The organism is Saccharopolyspora sp. MMCC62 (genome assembly GCF_057736575.1).
Genome location: NZ_JBYKCM010000015.1, coordinates 57,719 through 79,121 on the forward strand (window position 1 = coordinate 57,719; position 21,403 = coordinate 79,121).

Genomic DNA, 21,403 nt, shown 5'->3' on the forward strand with positions numbered 1-21,403 from the left:
GCGAACCGGGAGGAGGCGGGCGATGACCGGGGCACACGACGCAGCGGACTCGGCGCTGGCGGGCGCGGTGCGCGCGGTGCTGGCCGCACTGGACGCGCACGCCGGTGGTGAGGCCGCCGAGCACGCCGTCCCGTCGGTGCCGGAGCTGGACGCACTGGCCGCCTGCTTCGGCCTGAGCACCTTCGAACGCGAGGTGCTGCTGCTGTGCGCGGCGATGGAGCTGGACGCGGGCACGGCGGGCCGGTGCGCGGCGGCGAGCGGTTCGGCCCGCGCGCACCCCACGTTCTCCCTCGCGCTGGCCGCGTTGACCGAACCGCACTGGAGCGCGTTGACACCGGTGTCGCCGCTGCGCCGCTGGCGGCTCGTGGAGCTGGACGAGCAGGCCGGGTTGACCACCGGCCGGTTGCGGATCGACGAGCGGGTGCTGCACTTCCTGCTCGGCTCCCCGTACCTGGACGCGCGGCTGCACGGCCTGCTGCGCCGCGTCCCGGAGCCGGGGCGGCTGCCCGCCTCCTACCGGGGCGCCGCGGAGCGGATCGCGTCGAGCTGGGCCGACGGTGATGCGGAGACCGCGTTGCGCGTGGAGCTGGTCGGCGGGGACGCGCGCACCCGCGCGGACCTGACGGCCGCCGCCGCGGACGCCTGCGACCTGGGCCTGTACGCGCTGTCCGCGGAGGACGTGCCGGACGATCCGGCCGAGCGGGACCTGCTGGCGCGGTTGTGGCAGCGGGAGGCGGTGCTGCTGCCCGCCGCGCTGCTGCTGGAGGTGGACGAGCCGAACCGCGAGCAGCTGGCGGCGGCCGAGGCGTTCGTGGAATCGGCGGCGGTGCCGCTGGTGATCGGCAGTGCGGAACCGCGTCCGAGCTCCCGGGCCCGGGGTGAGCGGATCACGGTGCCCGCGCTGGACGACGCCGAGCAGTTCGAGCTGTGGCGCGGCGCGTTCGGCGAGCTCGCCGACGCCGAGGTGGGGAACCTGGTCGCCCAGTTCTCGCTGCCACCGCACGTGGTGGTCTCCGCGGCCGCGACCGTGCGCGGCACCGCGGACGGCGACCTGGCGCAGGCGGCGTGGCGGGCCGGCCTGGAGCAGGCCCGGATGGGGCTGGACGAGCTGGGCAGGCGCATCGAACCGGCCGCGGGCTGGGGAGATCTGGTGCTGCCGGAGCGGCAGCTGCGGGTGCTGCGCGAGGTCGTCGCGCACGTGCGCCAGCGCGCCACCGTGCACCACGACTGGGGCTTCTCCGCGACGCTGCGCCGCGGCCTGGGCGTGACGGCGCTGTTCGCGGGCGGCTCCGGCACCGGCAAGACGCTCACCGCCGAGGTGATGGCCCGCGAACTGGGCCTGGACCTGTTCGTCATCGACCTGTCGCAGGTGGTCAGCAAGTACATCGGCGAGACGGAGAAGAACCTGCGCAAGGTCTTCGACGCGGCCGAGCGCGGCGGGGCGCTGCTGCTGTTCGACGAGGCGGACGCGCTGTTCGGCAAGCGCAGCGAGGTCAAGGACAGCCACGACCGGTACGCGAACCTGGAGGTCAGCTACCTGCTGATGCGGATGGAGGCGTACCGGGGCCTGGCGATCCTCACCACGAACATGAAGAAGGCGCTGGACTCGGCGTTCCTGCGCCGCATCCGCTTCGTGGTGGACTTCCCGTTCCCCGGCGAGGCGGAGCGCGCCGAGATCTGGCGGCGCGTGGTGCCGGAGCAGGCTCCGGTGAAGGACCTCGACCCGCAGCTGCTGGCTCAGCTGACGGTGGCGGGCGGCTCGATCCGCAACATCGCGCTGTCCGGCGCGTTCCTCGCCGCCGAGGACGGCGAACCGGTGCAGATGCGGCACATGCTCGCCGCCGCGCACACCGAGTACCGCAAGCTGGAGCGATCCCTGACGCCGTCGGAGGTGCGGGGATGGGTGTGACCGTGCACATCGGCGAGCTGGTGCTCGACGGGTTCGACGGCGTCGACCCGGACCGGGTCGCGGTCGCGTTCCAGGCGGAGCTGACCCGGCTGGTGGAGCAGCGCGGCGTGCCGCTCGCCGCGTGGGGACCGCGCCAGGTGGACGGCATCGCGGACCTGCCCCCGCTGCCCGCGACGACGTCCCCGGTCCGGTTGGGCGAGGCGCTGGCGCGGTCGGTGCACGCGGGCCTCAGCGGCAGGGGGCGGTCCGGATGAGCGCACCCGTCCCCGCCCGGCAGTCCCGTTCGACGCAGGATTCCCGGCGCCGCAAGCGGAAGAACCACACCGCGAACCGGGCACCGGAGCCGAAGGAGATCGTCAGCGGCGCCGGCCAGCCCCTCGACGAGAGCACCCGGCGCGAGCTGGAGGAGTCGCTCGGCCACGACTTCAGCCGTGTCCGCCTGCACACCGACCGCGACTCCGGGGAGCTCGCGCAGGACCTGGGCGCGGACGCGGTGGCGGTGGGGCAGGAGGTGCTGTTCGCACCGGGGAAGTTCCGGCCCGGCACGGCCGAGGGAACCCGGCTGCTGGCGCACGAACTCCTCCACACCGTGCAGAACCCGCACGGGCTCGGCGCGCTGCGCGCGGGCCGCGAGCTGGGGGCGGTGAGCCTGCCGCAGCAGGCGATCGAACGCGAAGCCGAGTCCACATCGGACCCCGCTGGAGTGCGCTCCGGGCAGGCCACACCCGGCTGGCTGCGCTACGCGACCGTCGACGCCGACCGCCGCCGCGCCGAGGAATTGGACCCGGCGACGATGATCGACCGGCTCGCCAACGGCATCCAGCGCTCGCTGCGCGGTGATCCGGAGGACCGGTCCAAGCGCACCCGCAAGCGGCTCGCGCGGCTCCCCGAGGACGTCCTGGACGTGGTGCTGGACCGGCTGGAGTCGCGGCTGCTCAGCTCCGAGCACGAACGTGTCCTGGACTTGGTGGACGAGGTGGCGGCCGATCCGGACCTGGAACCCGGCGCGATGGCGACCCCGGCGGTCGAGCCGGACGCGAGCGCTGACGTGCTGGCCGAACGCGAAGAGCAGCAACAGGAGACCGACCGGCAGCGCGAATCCGAGCAGCAGCCGCCCGAAGCCACCGGACCGGAGAAGGAGCAGGAGGTTCCCGGCGGGGCCGACGGTGGGACGCCGGAGAACGCGGGGCCGGAGGCCGCGGCACCGGAGCAGGACGCGGCGGCGGGGGAGCAGGAGTCGGCGGATCCCGCTGCGGAGCAGGACTCGGAGGAATCCGCCGCGGGCTCCGGGGAATCCGAGGAGCAGAGCGGGGAGCAGGACGCCGAGCGACAGCCGGGAGGCGAGCAGGCCGCTGACGAGAAGGGCGCCGACGAGAAAGCCGCTGACGAGAAGGACTCCGAGGACAAGGGCGAGGACGAGCAGGCCGAGCAGGACGAGAAGGCGGCGGGCGAGGAGGAGAGCGCCGAGCAGGACGCGGCGGCGAAGAACCGGCCCGACGCCATCGACCCCCTCGCGGCGAAGCCGAAGGACCGGCAGCAGGACGTCGATCCCTCCCCGGAGCAGGCGGGCAAGGACACCCAGCTCGCCGGTGCCGTCGATTCCCTGGACGGCGCCCGCAACCAGGACATGCTCGGCCCGGAGGAGGAACCGGAGTCGGAGGCGCACGGCGGGGACTCGGAGGTCGAGGTCGGCGGCGAGGAGAAGAGCGCCTGGGACGTGAAGCTCGCCCCGGAGGACTTCCTGCCGGAGCAGGACCTGGACGTCTCCGGCGTGCCCACGGCCGACAAGTTGGAACCGGGCGCCGCTCCGCCGCCGATGCCGTCCTTCCCCGCGCCGCCGCCGACCAAAGCCGAACAGGTGCAGGCCGAGCGTGACGCGGAGGACGCCGAGGACGAGGCGGCCGAAGCGGAGCCGGTGGAGGCGGAACCGGAGGAGCAGACCGAACCGGACCCGTCGATCACCACCGAGGGCACGCCGGGAGCGGCGGACCTGGCGACCCTCGCCGCGGACAAGGCCACCGAGAAGCGACCCGGCGCGGCGGCGAAGCCCACCGATCCGAAGGCGGGCGCGGATCCCGAAGCGGGCCCCGCCGAGGCGCAACGCCTAGCCCAGGAGGCCCCGGGCAAGACCGAGGGCGCGAAGGACGAACCCGGCGGCGCCGTCAAGGAATCCGCGGCGAAGGAGGAGCAGGACGGCGCGGACCAGGGCGGTAAGGAGTCGGGCGGCAAGGATTCGGCGGGCGGGGCCGAGAAGGTCGGCGAGCAGCCGGGCAAGGGCGAGAAGCCGGACCAGGACGCGCAGGGCGGGGGCACCGGGTCCGAGAAGTCCGAGTCCGGCGGCGAGGATTCCGGCGGCGCAGCGGGCGCGAAGAGCACCGACGAAGCGGAATCACCTTCTGCAGCAAGGGATTCGCACACCACCGGCGGCACCGAGCAGACGAACGAATCGAGCACGGGTGCCGAACCGCCCGAGCAGGAGCCCGCGTCCGCGAAGCAGAGCTCCGCCCGCGCTCCGGCGGCGACCGGCGAGGCCCCGAAACCGACGTCGGAACCGAAGGCCCGCGCGGCCAAACCGACCTCCGCGCCCGCCCAGAAGACCGAGCAGGCGGCCCCGAAACCCGAACAGCCCAAGTCGGCGCCCGCCGCACCGAAGGCCGGACCTGCTCCGGCCGCCCCGCGCTCCGGCGGCGGTGGAAAGGCGAGCAAGGGCGGCGGCGCGAAGGCGAAGAAGAAGGCGCAGGCCGCCCCGAACCTCTCCCAGGTGTCCCCGGAAGCGGGCTTGCGCACGGCTTCCGGCCTGAAACCGCACGTGGCGCTGCAGGCGATGGGCGGGGTGGACGGCGCGGTGGACCGCACGGTCGGCGACGAGCACCAGCAGCTCGCCGCCGATCCACCGTCGATGCAGCGCCCGTCCGGTGCTCCGCAGACCGCGAGCGGTGCCCCGGACACCGATGCCCCCGCCGAGTACTCCCAGGACGAGGCGGCGAAGTCCGACGCCCCGGAGAGCAAGGACGCCGAGGTCAAGGGCGAGAAGAAGCCGGAGGGCCCGATCCCCGCCGAGGAGGTGGAGGAGCCGAGCGGCTGGGACACGTTCCTGATGGGCGCGGGCTATGTCATCGGCTGGCTCGGCGAGAAGGTCGGGTTCGACGTCTCCCCGGAGGACTTGGCCGCCCAGTTCGCCGGGATGCCCACCGAGGACGAGGCGATGGAGCAGGCGAAGGCCGGCACCGCCCCCGGGGTGGAGATGCAGGGCGACGCCGGGGACAAGTCCCGCGAGCAGGACGACGCGGTCACCACGAAGGGCGAGCAGACCGCCGACACCGCTCGCGACGATGCGAGCCGCGGCATGGGCGAGGACCAGGTCTACCCGGACGCGCCGAAGGAGCAGCTGAAGGGCAAGGTCCCCGGCCGCGAGGGCGGGAAGGGCGGCGGCAAGGTCGACGCCGGAACCGGTGCCGTACCACCGGAAGCGGCCTCGGAGGTCGCCGAGCACGAACGCGGCAAGGAGTTCAAGTCCGCGTTCGGCAAGGGCGAGCAGGGCCTGGCCGACGGCAAGCAGCAGAAGGAGCGCGACACCCGCACTTCCCGGCAGAAGCACGACCGCGAGGTCGACGCGGAGGTGAATCGCAACACCGACCAGCAGACCGGCAAGCGGGAGTCGACGTTCGACGACGTGTCCGGCGAGCGGGAGAAGTGGCGCGCGGACCAGGACGCCGAGCTCGACAAGCTCGGCACCGGCAAGACGGAGAAGCGCGAGCAAGCCCGCAAGGACGTGGAGAAGGAGGAGCAGGACACCGACAAGAAGGTCGAGGAGCGCAAGAAGGACGACGACGAGGGCATCAAGAAGAAGCGGGAGTCCGCGAAGACCGAGGCGAAGACGAAGCGGGACGACACCTCGCGGGAGTCGAAGAACTGGGTCGAGAAGGCCTTCGACGAGATCAAGAAGTTCTTCCTCGACCTCCGCGACAAGATCGTGGCGATCCTGCAGGCCGCGCGCGACGCCATCGTCGACTTCATCGAGAACTTCAAGCGCGACGTCGAGAACCTCATCAAGACCATCCGCGACAAGATCGTGGGGCTGATCGAGGACCTGATCGAGGCGCTGATCGAACTGGCCGTCGCGCTGGTGCAGGCGGTCATCGAGCTGGCCCGGCGCATCCGGCAGTTCATCGAAGACCTGGTGGCCGCCGCCATCGCCTTCGTCACCGAGCTGGCCGCGAAGCTCAAGCAGCTCATCACCGACCTGCTCGAAGCGATCTCGAAGCTGCTCAGCGACATCCTCAACGTGCTGAAGAAGGCGCTCGCCGACGTGCTGAAGGCCGTCAAGGACGCCATCAAGTCGGTGCTGGACTTCGCTTCGAAGCTCCTCGCGGGCTTCGGCGAGTTCATGATGGTCGCCGTCGACTTCCTCGCCGACCCCGGCGGCTGGCTCTCCGGCGCGAAGAGCTCCGCGGAGGACGGCGCGAAGAACCACTTCTTCCGCGAGGTCAAGAGCGCGGTCCAGGTGTGGTTCAACCAGAAGATCGAGGAGATCATCGGCCTGCCGAAGGCCATCATGGACCGGCTCATCAAGGGCGGCATCACCCTCCAGGAGATCGTCAAGGAGACCTGGGACGCCGTCGTCCCGCAGCTGCCGTTCATCATCGGCGAGATCGTCATCACCAAGGTGATCGCGAAGCTCATCCCCGGCGCCGGCTGGGTTGCCGCCGTCATCGACGCCTTGCGCACCGCGATCGGCGCCCTGGGCGAGATCCTGCGCGCGTTCGGCGCCGTCCTCGACTGGCTCAAGTCCGTCGGCAAGGGCGGCAACGGAGTCCTCTTCGCCAAGGCCGTAGCCGCCGGCGTCGTCGCCCTCCTGGAACTCGCCTACCAGTTCCTCCTCGACGGCATCGGCAAGTACGTCAGCAAAGTCGGCGACCGCTTCAAGACCGTGGCGAAGAACCTGGGCAAGGACAAGAACAAGACCAAGGACGGCGGCGCCGAACCGCCCCCGGAGCGGGGTGACCAGCGCCCGAACCAAGGTGGCCAGCAGCCGGACAAGCAGCGCCCTGGCGAAACCGACGGCAAGGACCGGCCCGAAGCGGACCGACCGGGCAAGCCGACCGCCGCCCCGAAACGTCCTGGCCGAGCCGATAAGCCCGGCGAACGCCCGAAGCGCGATCCCGAAACCCCGAAGAAGCCATCCGACAAACCGAAGGGTGACAAGACCGGGGAGGGCAAACCCAAGAACGACAAGCCCCGCAAAGACGACCAACAGCAGCACGGGAGGCAGCAGGACGGGCGGCAGAAGGACAAGCCGAAGGACGACAAGCCCAAGGACGACAAGCAGACCCCGGCCCGTGACCGCCCGAAGGGCGGGGACCGCAAGCCCGATCGCGACCAACCGGACCAGAAGTCGCCACCCGACAAGAAGAAGCAGGACGAGGCCCGGGACCGCAAGCGCAATAAGGAAACCGAGTGGCCGCCCCGCAAGCCTGGCTCAACACGCGACCACAAGAAGAAGCACGACCAAACGCTGGGCCGTCGAAAGCAGGAGAAGGACTCGAGTCGCCGGAAGCCGAAAGAGGATCACCAGAACCCTCCGAAGAGGAAAGACGAAAAATCTGAGATCGGCTATCGGGGCCCTCGCGGTCGGGGCCAGAAAAGGGATCCGCTTAATTTCAGTCGCGCGATGAACAGGATTGACAAAGGCAAGGAAGCTTCCGAAGATAGGAAGAAGGAAAAAGAAAAGCGCACAGAGGAAGAGCAGTCGAAAGACTCGAAGGGGGCAAGGCTTCGGCGGATTGTTGCCCGAATTCGCCCTCGGGTTGATAAATTGCTCGAATTTGGTATCCCGCAACGTGGCCTCCAAGCTGCGTTGCGTGGTATGCGGGTTTTCTATCGGCTAACATCACTTGATTTTCCCGGTTCTTCTGCTGATTCTATAACGGCCACGCTAAATCCGAGTGCGGAGGTGGCGAAGGCGCGGCGCGCGTTGCTCAACCTTCTCCGGCGACACCCTGGAATAGCTGAAGAGATTCAAGAAGAATTAGCGGGCGAGCTTCGAGGAACGAACATCAGGTCGTGGTTGTATAGATCTGATATCGATGTTATACCGCAGCATGTTCGGGATCGTCTCGATGACGAAGAACTCGCTTTACGGCGCCAACGGCAGGCGGAAATGGAGGACGAGGCGATTCGTCCAAGGCTTGCCAGAATTAGTAAGGTGTTGAGTCAACGTAGCGGTCCTGTTACGAATAGGAACAGTGATTTCGTGCGCTTGGCTCGGCGCTCAGAAGGGGTCACGTCTCGAATTCCTGAAAGGTCTCGAGAGGAGGCAATTAGGGCGCGCGAGGCGAGAATCATTAATCGCAGAGTTCGGGGTAGGAGCGTGTCGCGAGAAGAGGTGAACCGGAATGCCCGCGACCAGGTCGACAGATCTCAGCGGAATTCCCGGAGTTACGAGCTTCCGTCTCGTGGAATCCGAAGTAGAAGCACTCAGCGCCGCGAAGAAGACGTAATTGATCAGAGTAGGCGCCTTGCTATTGCTCTGCAGGATGGGGAATATGTAGGAAGCAATCGTTCTTTTGAGGGGGGTGTGGCGGGGGCGATTTCATTTGGGGACGAGGTTCGGAGTCATACAAGTATGAGAACGGGTGGTCTAACGCCGGATCGGCACCGCGTGGTGGAGGAAATTCTTGAGGGAGTGGCGCCCGGTGATCGCTCGCTAGGGCATGGTCAATGCGCCGAAGTGGCGCTAATATCGGACATATTACATGAGACCCAGATTGCCACTTTAGGGGAGGCGTCTCGATTCTTTAAGAGACATCGAACGGTAATATCAACGCACCAAGTCGGCGGGTTTGGGAGCACCCCTCCTTATATCAAAGCCTGCAGCTCCTGTCAGGTACTCTTGAGTGAGCTTGGTATTCGGCACGTCGGGAGTGGTCGGTGATGACATCGCTGAATGGTGAAACAATTCGGATACTGCGGGATTCGGGGTGGAGCGAGGGAAGAGATGTTGGTCATCTGGTCGATCTATGGACGAATGAAATCGCATCCTTGGTGGGGTCGGGAGGGCTGCGATTTCCGTCGGCCCCTGAAAGTGTTTTGGAGTTTTTGCGCGAATTTGGCGGGATTCATGTTGTTGTTCAGGGTCGTGGTTTGAGTATGATCAAGAACCCTTTTGTATTTGATCCACGAGAGGGGGTTTTGGGGCCCCGCGCCTATGCTCAACTGTCAGAAATGGTTGGCGCGGTTGCCTATCCTGTAGGTGTTCTTAAAAATGAGAACGCTGCAATTTCTGAAGATTCGCAGGGGAGGTTTTATCTGATTTCATCTGCCGGTGAGATGGTTTTAGGCGAGAGCTCTTCGGAGGCGTTGAACAATTTAGTTTCTGGGGTTCGCCCGGAGTTTATTTGATAATTGTCCAAGGAGGAACTATGCGCTACGCCGACATTCCCAAGCCGATCCGTTCCGGCATCGTGCTGGTCGATCCTGAGCGCGGTACCCCGCAGCGGGTGATCGTGTTGCAGTTCAACCCCGACACGTTGGAACGTTCGGTGTCGCCGCAGTCCGCCGGAGGCGAAGGTGATTCCGGCGGTGGTGGCAGCGGATCGGGGGACAAGAACGAGGCGCTGCGGCTCAAAGGCCCGGCGGAGGAGTCGTGGAAGTTCACGGCGGAGATCGACGCGACGGACCAGCTGGAGATCGCCGCGCCGGAGGGCATCCACCCGCAGCTCGCGGCCCTCGAAATGCTGGTGCAGCCGACGACCGCGCAGCTGCGCGAAGCGACCCGCCTGGCGAAGAACGGCACCATCGAGATCAGCCCGATCGAGATGCCGCTGACGCTGTTCACCTGGGGCGGCAAGCGGGTGATCCCGGTGCGGCTCACCGAGATGTCCATCAACGAGTCGGCGTTCGACGTGAACCTGAACCCGATGCGGGCGAGCCTGAGCCTCGGCTTGAAGATCCTCACCGTCAGCGACCTGCCGCCGGGCCACCGGGGCGCGGAGCTGTACTTGGCGCACCTGTCGCAGAAGGAACGGCTCGCGGGCATCGGAACGCTGGGTTCGCTGGGCTCGCTGGGCCTGAACGGCGTCGGGGCGGGGAGGTAAGCCGTGATCGAACCGTACGAGACCGCGCTGGACGACATCCCGGGCGCGCAACCGTATCCGCGCACGAGCCGGTACCACGACGTGGAGATCGGGGTGCACCGCACGGCCGACGGCACCGAGGTGCGGTACGCGAAGCGCCGGCTGCTGCCGAAGCTCCCGGAGCACGCCGACGAGCACGTGGTGAGCGCGGGCGAGCGCCCGGACCACTTGGGGCAGCGGTTCTTCGGCGATCCGGGCCAGTGGTGGCGGATCGCGGACGCGAACCCGGTGCTCGACCCGGCGGAGCTCACCGCCGAACCGGGCCGGGCGATCGACGTGCCGAGCCCGGGGAGCTTCGATGTCTGAGGTCCCGATCGGTTCCGGCCCGGTGCACCTGAGCCTGCACATGGGCCCGAAGCTCACGAGACCGGTTCCGGGCGAGGTGGCGCAGGCGTTGCTGTCCGCGCAGATCACCAGTACCGCGGGCGAGCGCAGCGGTTTCCAGCTGGCGTTCGACCTCACGAAGAAGGGGCGGATCGTCGACCGCCTGCTACCGGAGGGCTTCTTCGACCCGAAGACGCGGGTGGTCCTGGCGCTCACCATCAAGGGGACGCCGAGCGTCATCCTCGACGGGCTGATCGTGCGCAACGAGGTCGGCGCCAGCAACCAGCCGGGGCAGTCGACGCTCACCGTCACCGGCGAGGACCTGACCTTGCTGCTGGACCTGGAGGAGCGCACCGACCGGTACCCGAACCTGGCGCCCTCGCAACGCGTCGAGCGCATCCTCGGGAAGTACGCCGACTACGGCATCGACAGCCGCATCATCCGCGAGCAGATCCACCAGCCCCCGCGGGAGGAACTGCGCGTCGACTACCAGTCGAGCACCGACCTGCAGTACGTCAACGACTTGGCCCGCGCCAACGGGTACACCTTCTACCTCGATCCCGGCCCGCGCCCGGGCCGCTCCACCGCCTACTGGGGGCCGGAGCAGCGGCTCGGGCAGCGCCAGCACGCGCTCACCGTCAACATGGACGCGCATTCCACTGTGGACCAGCTGACCTTCGCCTATGACGGCACCGCCCGCGAGCAGCCCGAGGCGCGCGTGCAGGACCCGGCGACCCGGCAGGTGACGCTGCTGCCGGACCCGGACATCGGGCCGCTGCGCCCGCCGCTGGCGCGTCGCGAATCCCCGGCGTTGAAGCGGAAACCGCTGTCCGGCACGGCGAAGATGGACCCGGAACGCGCCCGCGCGCAGGCGCTCGCGCGGGCGGCGACCTCCGCCGACGCGATCTCCGGTTCCGGCTCGCTGGACGTCAACCGGCACGGGTACGTGCTGCGGCCGCGCGAACTCGTCGGGGTGCGGGGTGCGGGCGTCACCTACGACGGCGACTACTACGTGAAATCGGTGACGCACAACCTGCGGGTCGGTTCGTACCAGCAGAACTTCACGCTCTCCCGCGAAGGGCTCGTGGCCCGCAGCGACACCGTCCGCCCCTAGCCCGAGGAAGGAACCGCATGGCCGACGCATCGAACAACCGCTTCCTCGGCAAGTTCCGCGGCCGGGTCGTGGACAACGCCGACCCGCTGCAGATCGGGCGGATCACCGCGCAGGTCCCCGACGTGCTCGGCGACGTGCCCTCCACCTGGGCGCTGCCGTGCCTGCCGTTCACCGGGCGCGGCGCCGGGCAGTACGTGGTGCCGCAGGTCGGCGCCGGCGTGTGGGTCGAGTTCGAGCAGGGCGATCCGAGCTTCCCGATCTGGACGGGCTGCTGGTACGGGGACCGCTCCGAGCTGCCGCCGGACGCGCTCGGCGAACGCCAGCCCGTCGTGATCCGGACGCCGGGCGACCACAAGCTGCTCATGTCCGACGTGCCCGGCGGTGAAGGGATCCTGCTGCGCGCACCGGGCGGGGCGTACGTGCAGATCGACGAGAAGGGCGTGACCGTCGGCAACGGCAAGGGCGCGTCCGTGGAACTCGTCGGCGACGAAGTGAACGTCAACCAGGGCCGGTTGATCGTGCCCAAGAGGCAGTAGGGGGAAGTCGTGACCGGAGGAAACCTCGTCACCGCCGCGACCGCGGTGCACTGCCCGCACGGCGGGCGGATCGTCGCCGCCACCGCGGCCGCCGCGATCCGCGCCGACGGGCAGGCCGTGCGGACCACCGGTGAGGCGTACGCGGTGCACGGGTGCCCGCACCTCGCGCGCCCGTGCCGCACCGCGCGCTTCACGCCGCGACCGGACGCGCTGCTCGTCGACGGCGTGCCCGCGCTGCTGGACGACACGGCGGGGCAGTGCTTCAGCGCCGACCTGCGCCCGCAAGGGCCGCCGGTGTTCCGCGGCGACTCGCGGGGGGTGCGGTGCCGGTGAGGACCCACATCGCGTTCCCGTTCCGCATCGACCGCCGCGGCCGCACCGCCGGCGCCGGGTACCACGAGCACCTCGCCGACCTCGTCGAGCAGGTGCTGTTCACCAGCCCCGGCGAGCGGGTGATGCGACCCGACTTCGGCTGCGGCCTGCTCGACCTGGTCTTCGCGCCGAACAGCCCGGAACTCGCGGCGACCGTGGAGCTGTCCGTGCACGCGGCGCTCCAGCGGTGGCTCGGCCACCTCGTCGAAGTCGACGCGCTGGACGTCACCGCCGAGGACGAGGTGGTGCGGGTGCGGCTGCGCTACCTGGTGCGCGCCACCGGAGAACACCGCGACGAGATCTTCGAGGGGAGGCGGGCATGAGCGAGCAGCACTGCCGCACCGACGGCAGGCGGGCCCGGGTCCGCGCGGCACGGCTCGGCGGGGTGGACGCGGTGGAGGCCGCCGACGGCGGGCGCACCCTCGTCGTCACGTTCATCGGCAAGGCCCCGCACGGGGTGCGACCGGAGAACGTGCGCATCGACGGCGGCCGCCGCATCACCGGCATCACCGCGCTCGACGTGACCGTCGAGCGGGAGAAGGACCCGGAGCTGGACGACCGCATGTTCGTCACCGTCGACCGTCCCGGTGACACCACCGGGTACCGGCTGTCCTTAGTGGACAGCGATCCGCACGGGAGGCCCGGCGCGGAACCGTTCCCCGGGTTCGACCAGCGCTATCACGGCGCCGAGTTCACCTTCCACCCCGGCGGACCCACCCCGTTCGACCACGCCGCACCACCGCCGTGCGAACCGGAACCCGCACCCGCACCGCTGATCGACTACACCGCCCGCGACCACGACGCGCTGCAGCGGGTGCTGCTGGACCGGTTGGCGCTCACCACCCCGGGCTGGACCGAACGGCTCGCCCCGGACCTCGGCGTCACCCTCGTCGAACTGTTCGCGCACACCGCTGACCAGCTCGGCTACCAGCAGGACGCGGTCGCCACCGAGGCCTACCTGGAGACCGCGCGGCGCCGCGTGTCGGTGCGCAGGCACGTGCGGCTCATCGACTACCCGATGCACGACGGGTGCGCCGCCCGCGCCTTCGTCGTCGCCGAGACCGCCGCCGAACTGGACCTCGAACCGGGCGAATTCCGGTTCGCCGCGGTGGATCTGCGCCCGCGCGGCCCGCACGACCCGGCCGCGCCCGGACCCGTCCTGGACGAGGACGAGCTGGCCGAGCTCGACGAGCAGGACGCGGTGGAGGTCTTCGAACCGCTCGCCGACGGCCCGTTCCGGCTGCGGCCCGCGCGCAACCGCATCCGGTTCTGGACCTGGGGTGACGAGGACTGCACGCTGCCCGCCGGAGCCACCGGGGCGACGTTGCGCGACGACGAGCGGGCGCTGGATCTGCGGCCCGGCGACCTGCTGGTGCTGGAAGAGGTCCGCGGCCCGGTCACCGGCACCCCGGGTGACGCCGACCCGACGCGCAGGCAGGCGGTGCGGCTCACCTCCACCACTCCCGGCGAGGACGCGCTGCTGGCGCAGCCGGTGTTGGAGGTGACCTGGGCGCGCGCCGACGCGCTGCGCTTCCCGCTGTGCCTGAGTTCCACCGGCGGCTACGACTGCGCACCGATCCCGGACGTGAGCGTGGCGCGCGGCAACGTGGCCCTCGTCGACCACGGTCGCACCCGGCGCACCCCGGACCGGGTGGTGGTGCCGCCGGAGCCCGCGGTGCTCGGCTCCTGCGACGCATCGGGCTGCCGGGACCGCACCGACGGCAACGAACCCGCCGAACTGCTCGGGTTCCTCCTCGACCGCACCCGCGGCGGCCGGAAGCTCACCGGCGACGACGTCCGCGAGCTGCACGTCGCGCTCGGCGAACCCGCCACCACTCGGGCGGGCATCGAGCTCGAACACGCCGGTCGCAGGCAGGAAGAGGTCGTGCCCAGCACCGCGCACGAGCAGGCCGGGGCGCTGCGGCGGCTGCTCGCCCACTCCGTCTACCCGGGAATCCGGCCCCGCTTCCGGCCCGTCCTGCACCGCACCCCGGTGGTGCAGGCCGTGCCGCACCCGCTTCCCGCGCATCTCGCCGCCGGCCAGGCCGTCCGGCTCGCCGCGATCCCGGGCGAGGTGCGCGAGCGGCTGGTGGAGCTGTGGCGCAGCGCCCGCGACTCCGACGGCCTCGCCGACGAGGAGGTCGACGAGCTGGCCGTGCTGTTCGACCGGGACCTGCTGGAACGCCTCGAACTGCGGCGGCACCCGGTGCGGGCGCTGCGCGACCTGCTGCACCGCGCCGACCACCTGCTCGCCACCAAGCGGCGCAGGCTCGCGGTGCTCACCGCCCGCGCCCACGCGGGCACCGTCCTCGGCCCCGACATCGCCTGGGAGATCGGCCAGAGCTGGGGCGAGCGGCACGCCACCGGGCTGCACCCCGGCGACCCGGTGCTGCACGGGCCCGCCACGCAGCAGCAGGACCCGCGGGCCGCGCTGCCCGCCGTGCGCGTCACCGACGGCGCACACCGGTGGGAACCGCGCCGCGACCTGCTCGGCAGCGGGCCGCGCGACCGCCACTTCGTCGGCGAGCTCGACGACGACGGGCGGCTCGCGCTGCGCTTCGGCGACGGGCGCTGCGGCGCGCCACCGGAACCCGGTGCCGCGCTGGACGTCCACTACCGGGTCGGTGGCGGCACGACGGGCAACGTCGGCGCCGAAGCCATCGATCGCCTGGTGCTGAACCGGAAACCGGACGGCGAACCACTGCCGGGCGTGGTGGTGCGCAACCCGCTGCCCGCCACCGGTGGCACCGAACCGGAACCGGTGGAGCAGGTGCGCCAGCTCGCGCCGCTTGACCTGCGCCGCACCCGGCCGCGCGCCGTCACCGCCGCCGACTACGCCGAACTCGCCGGGGGAGTGCCCGGGGTGCAGCGCGCCGCCGCCGAGATCCGCTGGAGCGGCAGCTCCCGCGAGGTGCACGTCGCCGTCGACGCCGAGCGCACCGGCACCTCCGGCCCGGACCTGCTCGCCGAGGTCACCGACCTGCTGGAACGGCACCGCCGCATCGGCCACCAGCTGGTGGTGCGCCCGGCCCGGCAGGTGCCGCTGGAGATCGCGCTGCGGATCTGCGCCGCACCCGGCCACCAGCGCGGGCCGATCATCGCCGACCTGCTGCGCGCGTTCGGCAGGCGGCGGCTGCGCGGCGGGGCGCTCGGGTTCTTCCACCCCGACGCGCTGAGCTTCGGCGAACCGGTGCGGCTGAGCAGGCTCGTCGCCGCCGCCACCGCCGTGCCCGGGGTGCGCAGCGCGCAGGTCACCCGGCTGCGACGCGCCTTCCACGACGACGACGGCGAACTCGACGCGGGCCTGCTGCGGATCGCGCCGCTGGAGGTCGCCTGCTGCGACAACGACCCGGAGCGCCCCGAGAACGGCGTGCTCCACCTGGACTTCGGGGGTGCGCGGTGAGCGGATGCGGATGCGGCTGCGACCGCCACGACGAACGGCGCGCCCCGGACCGGCCGCACAACCCGCCGGGCCGGTCGGCGCTGGACCTGCGGGCGGGGGAGCACGGCACGTTCCTCGCCGCGATGCTCGACCGGCTCGCCTCACCCGCCTACCCGGAGCTGCGCGGGCTGACCGTGCGCACCACCGACGATCCGGCGATCGGGCTGCTCGACGCGTGGGCGGTGCTCGGTGATCTGCTCACGTTCCACTCCGAGCGGATCGCCGACGAGGGCTACCTGGGCACCGCCGACGACCACCGGTCGCTGGCGATGCTCGGCAGGCTCGTCGGGCACCGGCCGCGGCCCGGCGTCGCCGCGAGCACCTACCTGGCCTACGCCTTGGACCGGGACCCGCGGGACGCGGACGCCACCGTGCTCATCCCGCGCGGCGCGCGCAGCAACAGCGTGCCCGGCGCCGCCGAGGCCGAATCGGTGGTGTTCGAGACCGGCGAGGACCTCGTCGCCCGCTGGACGTGGAACCGGCTCGCGGTGCGGCGCAGGCGGCCGGCGCTGCTCACGGTCCCGGAACTGGCGCAGCGCTCGGAGATCTACGTCGCCGGGACCGCGATCTCGTTGCGCACCGGGGAGAACCTGCTGTTCGACTTCGGCGACCAGCAGCTGCTGCGGCCCGTCGGCGCGGTGCGGGTGGACCGGGACGAGGACGTCACCGCGATCTCGCTGCAGCAGGCGCCGCCGCCGACGCTGGCGGAGCTGCGCGCCGAACTCGGCGAGTGGCTCACCCCCGGCACCGGGGAACCGTCCCCGCAGCTGCCGAACCCGCGGCCCGCCAGCACCCTCATCGAGGAGTTCGACGCCCAGGTCCTCGCCCCACTGCGCGCCGAACTGCCCGCGATCGGCTCGCCGGCCCAGCTCGCGCTGCGGTTGGCCGAACCCCTGGACCGGCTCGCCGAAGCCGAAGTGCTCGCCGAATCCCGCGAACCGGTCGCCGACTGGTTCGGCAGGCTGCGGGCCGTCGTCGCCGAACTGCCGGACCGGGCGCTGGGCCTGGCACCGGCCGCCGGCGCGCCCGCCCGCACCGCCGCACCTGCCCGCACCACCGCGACCGCCCGCGCCGCCCGCACCGCCGCGCCCACCGGAGTGCTCCGCGAACTGGTCGCGATGCGGGTGACCGCCGCCCCGTTCGGCGCCACCGCCCCGCTGCAACCGGTGCAGGACCGGGCGGGACAGGTCGTACGCCAGTCCGACTGGCCGCTGCCCGGCGGCACCCGCACCAGCGTGCGCATCGCGTTCGACGCGGGCGGCACCCGGCCGGTGCGCGCCGAGTTCGAGCGCACCGACCCGGGCGGCGGCAGCAGGCACGTCGAACAGCTGCCCGCCGAGGCCGACTTCGAGTTCGGCGGCGGCCGCGTCGAGCTCTCCGCGCCCGACCCGGCGCGGCCCAGCCCGAGCCCGCGCGCCGAGAACCCGGCGGGCGTCACCGTCCGGCTGCTGCCGGACCTGCCCGTCTGCACCCTGACGGTCTCCCGCCCGGACGAGCAGGGGCTGGTGCACGTCGGAGTGCGGAACGGGTCCCGGGAGGACTGGGACCTGGCGCCGCAGCAGGAGCGGACCGCGTTCGTCGGCCCGTACCGGCTCACCGCCCGCTACGGCGCCGGTGGGGAACCGGCGAACGTGGAGATCACCTTCACCACCGCGCCGTACCCGGGCGGCGAACGCCTCCTGGTGCTGGACGGGGTGCACGAGGAGATCACCACCGGCAGCCGCGTCGTCGTGCTGCGCCCCCGGAAGGGCGCGCCCGGCGGGATTCCGGGTGATCCGGCGCTGGCACGCGTCGTCACCCGCGTCACCGCGGTCCGCACCACCGCCGGCACCCGCTACGGCATCACCGGCCGCGCCACCGAGCTCACCCTCGCCGATCCGTGGCTGGACGACCAGGACCGGCAGCTCTCCGACATCCGCGACGCCACCGCCCTGGCAGGCGGCGAGCCGCTGCGGCCGGCGGACGAACCGCTGGACGAGGAGGTGCGCGGCAACACCCTCGAACTCGCCGACCTGCACGAAGGCCTGCGGCCCGGCAGGTACCTGGTCGTGTCCGGGGAACTGGCCGATCCGCCGGGGGAGACCGGCACCGAGGTCGCCGTCCTCGCCGCCGCGGACACCGCGCTGGACCCGGAGCTGCCGGGCGACCACCCGCACACGGTGCTCACCCTGACCGCCGACCTGCGGCACCGCTACCGGCGGGACACCGTGGTGGTGCACGGCAACGTCGTGCCCGCCACGCACGGCGAGAGCCGCGACGAGCCGATCGGCAGCGGCGACGCGGGCCGGGCGCACCAGACGTTCGCGCTGTGGCAGTCGCCGCTGACGTGGCTGCCCGCCGACACCCCGCTCGGCGCCACCCCGGCCCTGGAGGTCCGGGTGGACGGGCTGCGCTGGCACCCGGTGGACAGCCTCGCCGGGCGCGGACCGACCGAGCGGGTCTACGTGGTCGGCGGCGACGCGTCCGGGCGCACCACGGTGACCTTCGGCGACGGCGTGCACGGCGCGCGGCTGCCCACCGGGCAGGAGAACGTGCGGGCCCGCTACCGGTTCGGCACCGGCCGCGCCGCGAACGTCGGCCCGGACCGCATCACCCAGCCCGTGACCCGGCCGCTGGGCGTCACCGGGGTCACCAACCCGCTGCCCGCGACCGGTGGTTCGGATGCGGACGGTCCGGCGCTGACCCGGCGCACGGTGCCGCTGGCGGTGTCGGCGCTGGACCGGCTGGTGTCGGTGCAGGACTACGAGGACTTCGCCCGCTCCCGCGCCGGAATCGGGCGGGCCGCGGCGCGGCGCGTCTTCGACGGCAGGCGGGAGCTGCTGCACCTGACCGTGGCCGGGATCGACGACCTGCCGCTCGCACCGGACGGCGACCTGCTGCGCGCGCTGCGGGCGGCGCTGGACGAGTACGGGGACCCGCGGCTGCCGGTGCGGGTGCAGCCGCGGGAACCGGTGCCGCTGGAGGTCGCCGCGAACATCCGGCTGGAACGCGATCACGCGTGGGACGTGGTGGCCGCGCGGGTCCGGCGGGCGCTGCTGGCGGAACTCGGCTTCGCCGGGCGGGAGCTGGGGCAGCCGGCGCTGCGGTCGGAGGTGCTCGCCACCGCGCAATCCGTTCCCGGAGTGTCCTACGTGGACGTCGACGTGTTCCGGGGGAGCACCTCGGACGGCACCGCCGAAGTGGTGCCCGCGCGCCTAGCGGAGTACGTCGAGCAGCGCTACCGCGTCACCGAACCGGGCGGCGAGACGCTCACCGAGATCGCCACCCGCAACGGGATCGCGCTGCGCGACCTGCTGCGGCGCAACCCCGACATCACCGGCACCGCGCGGCTCGAACCGGGCCGCCGCGTGTTCGTGCATCGCGGGCTGCGCCCCGCCCAGCTGGCGCTGCTGTCGCCGGACTCGCTGATCCTCACGGAGGTCACCCGATGAGCAGGGAACCGGACGCGCTCGCGAACCTGCTGCCCGCCTGGCACCGGTTGCGCGACGATGAACAGGGCGAACCGCTGCGCGCGCTGCTCGCCGTCGTCGGCGAACAGCTCGACCTGGTGCGCGATGCGGTGGAGCAGCAGTACGACGACTGGTTCGTGGAGACCGCCGCCGAGTGGGCGCTGCCGTACCTGGGCGAACTCGTCGGCTACCACCGGCTACCCGGCTACGAGCGGGTCGGCACCGCCGGTCTCCGCGACGGCGGCGACCCGGCGGAGGCGCGGCGGCGGCTCGCCGAAGCGCTCGCCCCGCGCCGCGACGTGGCGGCGACCGTCGCGCACCGGCGGCGCAAGGGAACGCTGCCGCTGCTGGAGGAACTCGCCGCCGGAACCGCCGGGTGGCCGGCCCGCGCCGTGGAACTGTCCCGGCTGGTCGCGCACCAGCAGCCGGTGCGGCTGCACGGCGCGGGCGACGCCGCCCGGTTGCGGCGCGGCAGGCTCGCGGACCTGCGCGAATCGACGGCGCTGGACCTGGCGGGCGGCCCGTTCGGCACCGTCGCCCGGTCCGCCGACGTGCGGCGCGCCGGATCGCGGCACCGGCGCGGCGGTCTCACCCCGGCGGGCGTGGCGCTGTTCGCATGGCGGCTGCGGCCGCAGCCGGTGACGGGCGCTCCCGCGTACTGCATCGACCGCACCCGCAGCCTCTACACGTTCTCCATCCTGGGCAACGACGTGCCGCTGGTGACGAAACCGGTGCCGGAGCCGTCGGCGACGCACATCGCCACCCTGGACAACGTGCCCGCCCGGTTGCGGCGCAGGCAGGTCGCGGACCGGCTGGCGGACTACTACGGGCCGGGCAAGAGCTTCGCGATCCGGCTGGACGGGCAGGACGCGCCGGTGCCGCCGGCGGCGATCACGATCGCGGACCTGACGGGCTGGCGCTACCGGCCCGGGTACGGGCAGGTGGCGGTCGACCCGGTGCTGGGCCGGATCGCGTTCGGCTCGCGGTCGGCGCCGCGCGACGGGGTGTCGGTGGACTACCACCACGCGTTCTCCGCGGACATCGGCGGCGGCGAATACCCGCGCGACCCGGAGACCCCGCCGCACGCGCGGGTCCGGCGGGTCGGCCCGGGGGAGGAGCACGCGCTGATCCTCGACGCCTACCAGGCGTGGCGGGACGAGCGCGACTCCGGCGGTGCGCCCGACTGCGTCATCGAGATCGCGCACAACGGCGCGCACCAGGAGGAGCTGGACTTCGACCTGGGCCCGGACGAGCGGTTGCAGCTGCGCGCCGCCGAGGGGAAGCGCCCGGTGATCCGGCTGCTCGACACCTACAGCAACCGCCCGGACGCGCTGAACATCCGCGTGCCGCAAGAGGTTCCGGAGGGGCGGCGACCGCGGGTGGTGCTGGACGGCCTGCTCGTCACCGGCCGCGGCATCAGCGTGACCGGGCCGCTGGCGGCGCTGGAGATCCGGCACTGCACGCTGGTGCCGGGCTGGTCGCTGGAGGCGGAGTGCGAACCGCACGCCCCCGGCGAACCGAGCCTGCTGCTGGACCGCACCACCGCCTGCGTGGAGATCGACCGCAGCGTGCTCGGCTCGATCACGGTCATCGGCGACGAGGTGAGCACCGATCCGCTGCCGATCCACCTGCGCGACAGCGTCCTCGACGCCACCGGGCACGACTGGGAGGCGCTGTCCGCCCCGGACTGCCGGCACGCGCACGCCGAGCTGCACGCCCACCGCAGCACCGTGTTCGGCGAGGTGCACGCGCACGCGGTGCGGCTGGCGGAGAACTCCCTGTTCACCGGCCGGATGCACGTGGCCCGCCGCGGCATCGGCGACCTGCGCTACACCTACGTGCCGCCCGGTTCCCGCACCCCGCGCAGGCACCGCTGCCCCGCGGACGTGGTGGACGGGGTGCGGCCGGTGTTCGAGTCGGTCCGCTACGGCACGCCGGACTACGCGCGGCTGGCGGCGAACTGCCCGGCACCGATCCGCCGCGGCGCCGAGGACGGTTCGGAGCTCGGCGCGTTCCACGACCTGTACGAGCCGCAGCGGGAGGACGACCTGCGCGCACGGCTGGCCGAGCACGTCCCGGCGGGCGCCGACGCGGGCCTGATCTTCGTCTCCTGATCTTCAGC

13 protein-coding genes are annotated in these 21,403 nt (G+C 71.8%); all 13 read left to right on the top strand.

What is annotated here, in order from left to right:
- Window positions 1-22: 22 nt before the first annotated feature.
- The 13 genes from AC29IT_RS26815 to AC29IT_RS26875 are packed head-to-tail and all read left to right on the top strand — an operon-like array spanning window position 23 to window position 21,395.
- Window positions 23-1,909: an ATP-binding protein gene (locus AC29IT_RS26815; protein WP_488220511.1), complete on the top strand. Its 1,887-nt coding sequence runs from the start codon at window positions 23-25 to the stop codon at window positions 1,907-1,909.
- Window positions 1,900-2,163 carry a hypothetical protein gene (locus AC29IT_RS26820; protein WP_488220512.1) on the top strand — a complete coding sequence of 88 codons (264 nt, stop codon included), beginning with the start codon at window positions 1,900-1,902 and terminating at the stop codon, window positions 2,161-2,163. Before AC29IT_RS26815 ends, AC29IT_RS26820 begins: the two co-directional genes overlap by 10 nt.
- Entirely contained in the window at window positions 2,160-8,843 is a 6,684-nt protein-coding gene (locus AC29IT_RS26825) for an eCIS core domain-containing protein (protein WP_488220513.1), read from the top strand. The genes AC29IT_RS26820 and AC29IT_RS26825 overlap by 4 nt, the downstream gene beginning before the upstream one ends.
- Complete coding sequence (locus tag AC29IT_RS26830) at window positions 8,843-9,310, top strand: SUKH-3 domain-containing protein (protein WP_488220545.1); 468 nt, start codon at window positions 8,843-8,845, stop codon at window positions 9,308-9,310. The genes AC29IT_RS26825 and AC29IT_RS26830 overlap by 1 nt, the downstream gene beginning before the upstream one ends.
- 20 nt (window positions 9,311-9,330) lie before the next feature.
- Window positions 9,331-10,005, top strand: coding sequence for a hypothetical protein (locus tag AC29IT_RS26835; protein ID WP_488220514.1), 675 nt, complete (start codon window positions 9,331-9,333; stop codon window positions 10,003-10,005).
- A gap of 3 nt (window positions 10,006-10,008) precedes the next feature.
- A complete protein-coding gene (locus tag AC29IT_RS26840) occupies window positions 10,009-10,350 on the top strand; it encodes a LysM domain-containing protein (RefSeq protein WP_488220515.1) in 342 nt (113 codons plus the stop codon).
- The gene (locus AC29IT_RS26845; protein ID WP_488220516.1) at window positions 10,343-11,482 is read left to right on the top strand and encodes a hypothetical protein; all 1,140 of its coding nucleotides are present in this window, start codon (window positions 10,343-10,345) and stop codon (window positions 11,480-11,482) included. Before AC29IT_RS26840 ends, AC29IT_RS26845 begins: the two co-directional genes overlap by 8 nt.
- 17 nt (window positions 11,483-11,499) lie before the next feature.
- Entirely contained in the window at window positions 11,500-12,018 is a 519-nt protein-coding gene (locus AC29IT_RS26850) for a phage baseplate assembly protein V (RefSeq protein WP_358433409.1), read from the top strand.
- Between the two features lie 9 nt (window positions 12,019-12,027).
- Window positions 12,028-12,351 carry a hypothetical protein gene (locus AC29IT_RS26855; RefSeq protein WP_358433412.1) on the top strand — a complete coding sequence of 108 codons (324 nt, stop codon included), beginning with the start codon at window positions 12,028-12,030 and terminating at the stop codon, window positions 12,349-12,351.
- Window positions 12,348-12,713 carry a GPW/gp25 family protein gene (locus tag AC29IT_RS26860; RefSeq protein ID WP_358433414.1) on the top strand — a complete coding sequence of 122 codons (366 nt, stop codon included), beginning with the start codon at window positions 12,348-12,350 and terminating at the stop codon, window positions 12,711-12,713. The genes AC29IT_RS26855 and AC29IT_RS26860 overlap by 4 nt, the downstream gene beginning before the upstream one ends.
- Entirely contained in the window at window positions 12,710-15,793 is a 3,084-nt protein-coding gene (locus AC29IT_RS26865; RefSeq protein WP_488220517.1) for a putative baseplate assembly protein, read from the top strand. The genes AC29IT_RS26860 and AC29IT_RS26865 overlap by 4 nt, the downstream gene beginning before the upstream one ends.
- The gene (locus AC29IT_RS26870; RefSeq protein ID WP_488220518.1) at window positions 15,790-19,263 is read left to right on the top strand and encodes a putative baseplate assembly protein; all 3,474 of its coding nucleotides are present in this window, start codon (window positions 15,790-15,792) and stop codon (window positions 19,261-19,263) included. Before AC29IT_RS26865 ends, AC29IT_RS26870 begins: the two co-directional genes overlap by 4 nt.
- A complete protein-coding gene (locus tag AC29IT_RS26875) occupies window positions 19,260-21,395 on the top strand; it encodes a hypothetical protein (RefSeq protein WP_488220519.1) in 2,136 nt (711 codons plus the stop codon). Before AC29IT_RS26870 ends, AC29IT_RS26875 begins: the two co-directional genes overlap by 4 nt.
- Window positions 21,396-21,403 lie beyond the last annotated feature (8 nt).

What these genes read in the sequence shown, in the direction of transcription:
- AC29IT_RS26815 (WP_488220511.1), top strand. Translation starts at nt 23, where the DNA reads ATGACCGGGGCACACGACGCAGCGGACTCGGCGCTGGCGGGCGCGGTG.
- AC29IT_RS26820 (WP_488220512.1), top strand. Translation starts at nt 1,900, where the DNA reads ATGGGTGTGACCGTGCACATCGGCGAGCTGGTGCTCGACGGGTTCGAC.
- AC29IT_RS26875 (WP_488220519.1), top strand. Translation starts at nt 19,260, where the DNA reads ATGAGCAGGGAACCGGACGCGCTCGCGAACCTGCTGCCCGCCTGGCAC.
- AC29IT_RS26830 (WP_488220545.1), top strand. Translation starts at nt 8,843, where the DNA reads ATGACATCGCTGAATGGTGAAACAATTCGGATACTGCGGGATTCGGGG.
- AC29IT_RS26865 (WP_488220517.1), top strand. Translation starts at nt 12,710, where the DNA reads ATGAGCGAGCAGCACTGCCGCACCGACGGCAGGCGGGCCCGGGTCCGC.
- AC29IT_RS26825 (WP_488220513.1), top strand. Translation starts at nt 2,160, where the DNA reads ATGAGCGCACCCGTCCCCGCCCGGCAGTCCCGTTCGACGCAGGATTCC.
- AC29IT_RS26835 (WP_488220514.1), top strand. Translation starts at nt 9,331, where the DNA reads ATGCGCTACGCCGACATTCCCAAGCCGATCCGTTCCGGCATCGTGCTG.
- AC29IT_RS26845 (WP_488220516.1), top strand. Translation starts at nt 10,343, where the DNA reads ATGTCTGAGGTCCCGATCGGTTCCGGCCCGGTGCACCTGAGCCTGCAC.
- AC29IT_RS26850 (WP_358433409.1), top strand. Translation starts at nt 11,500, where the DNA reads ATGGCCGACGCATCGAACAACCGCTTCCTCGGCAAGTTCCGCGGCCGG.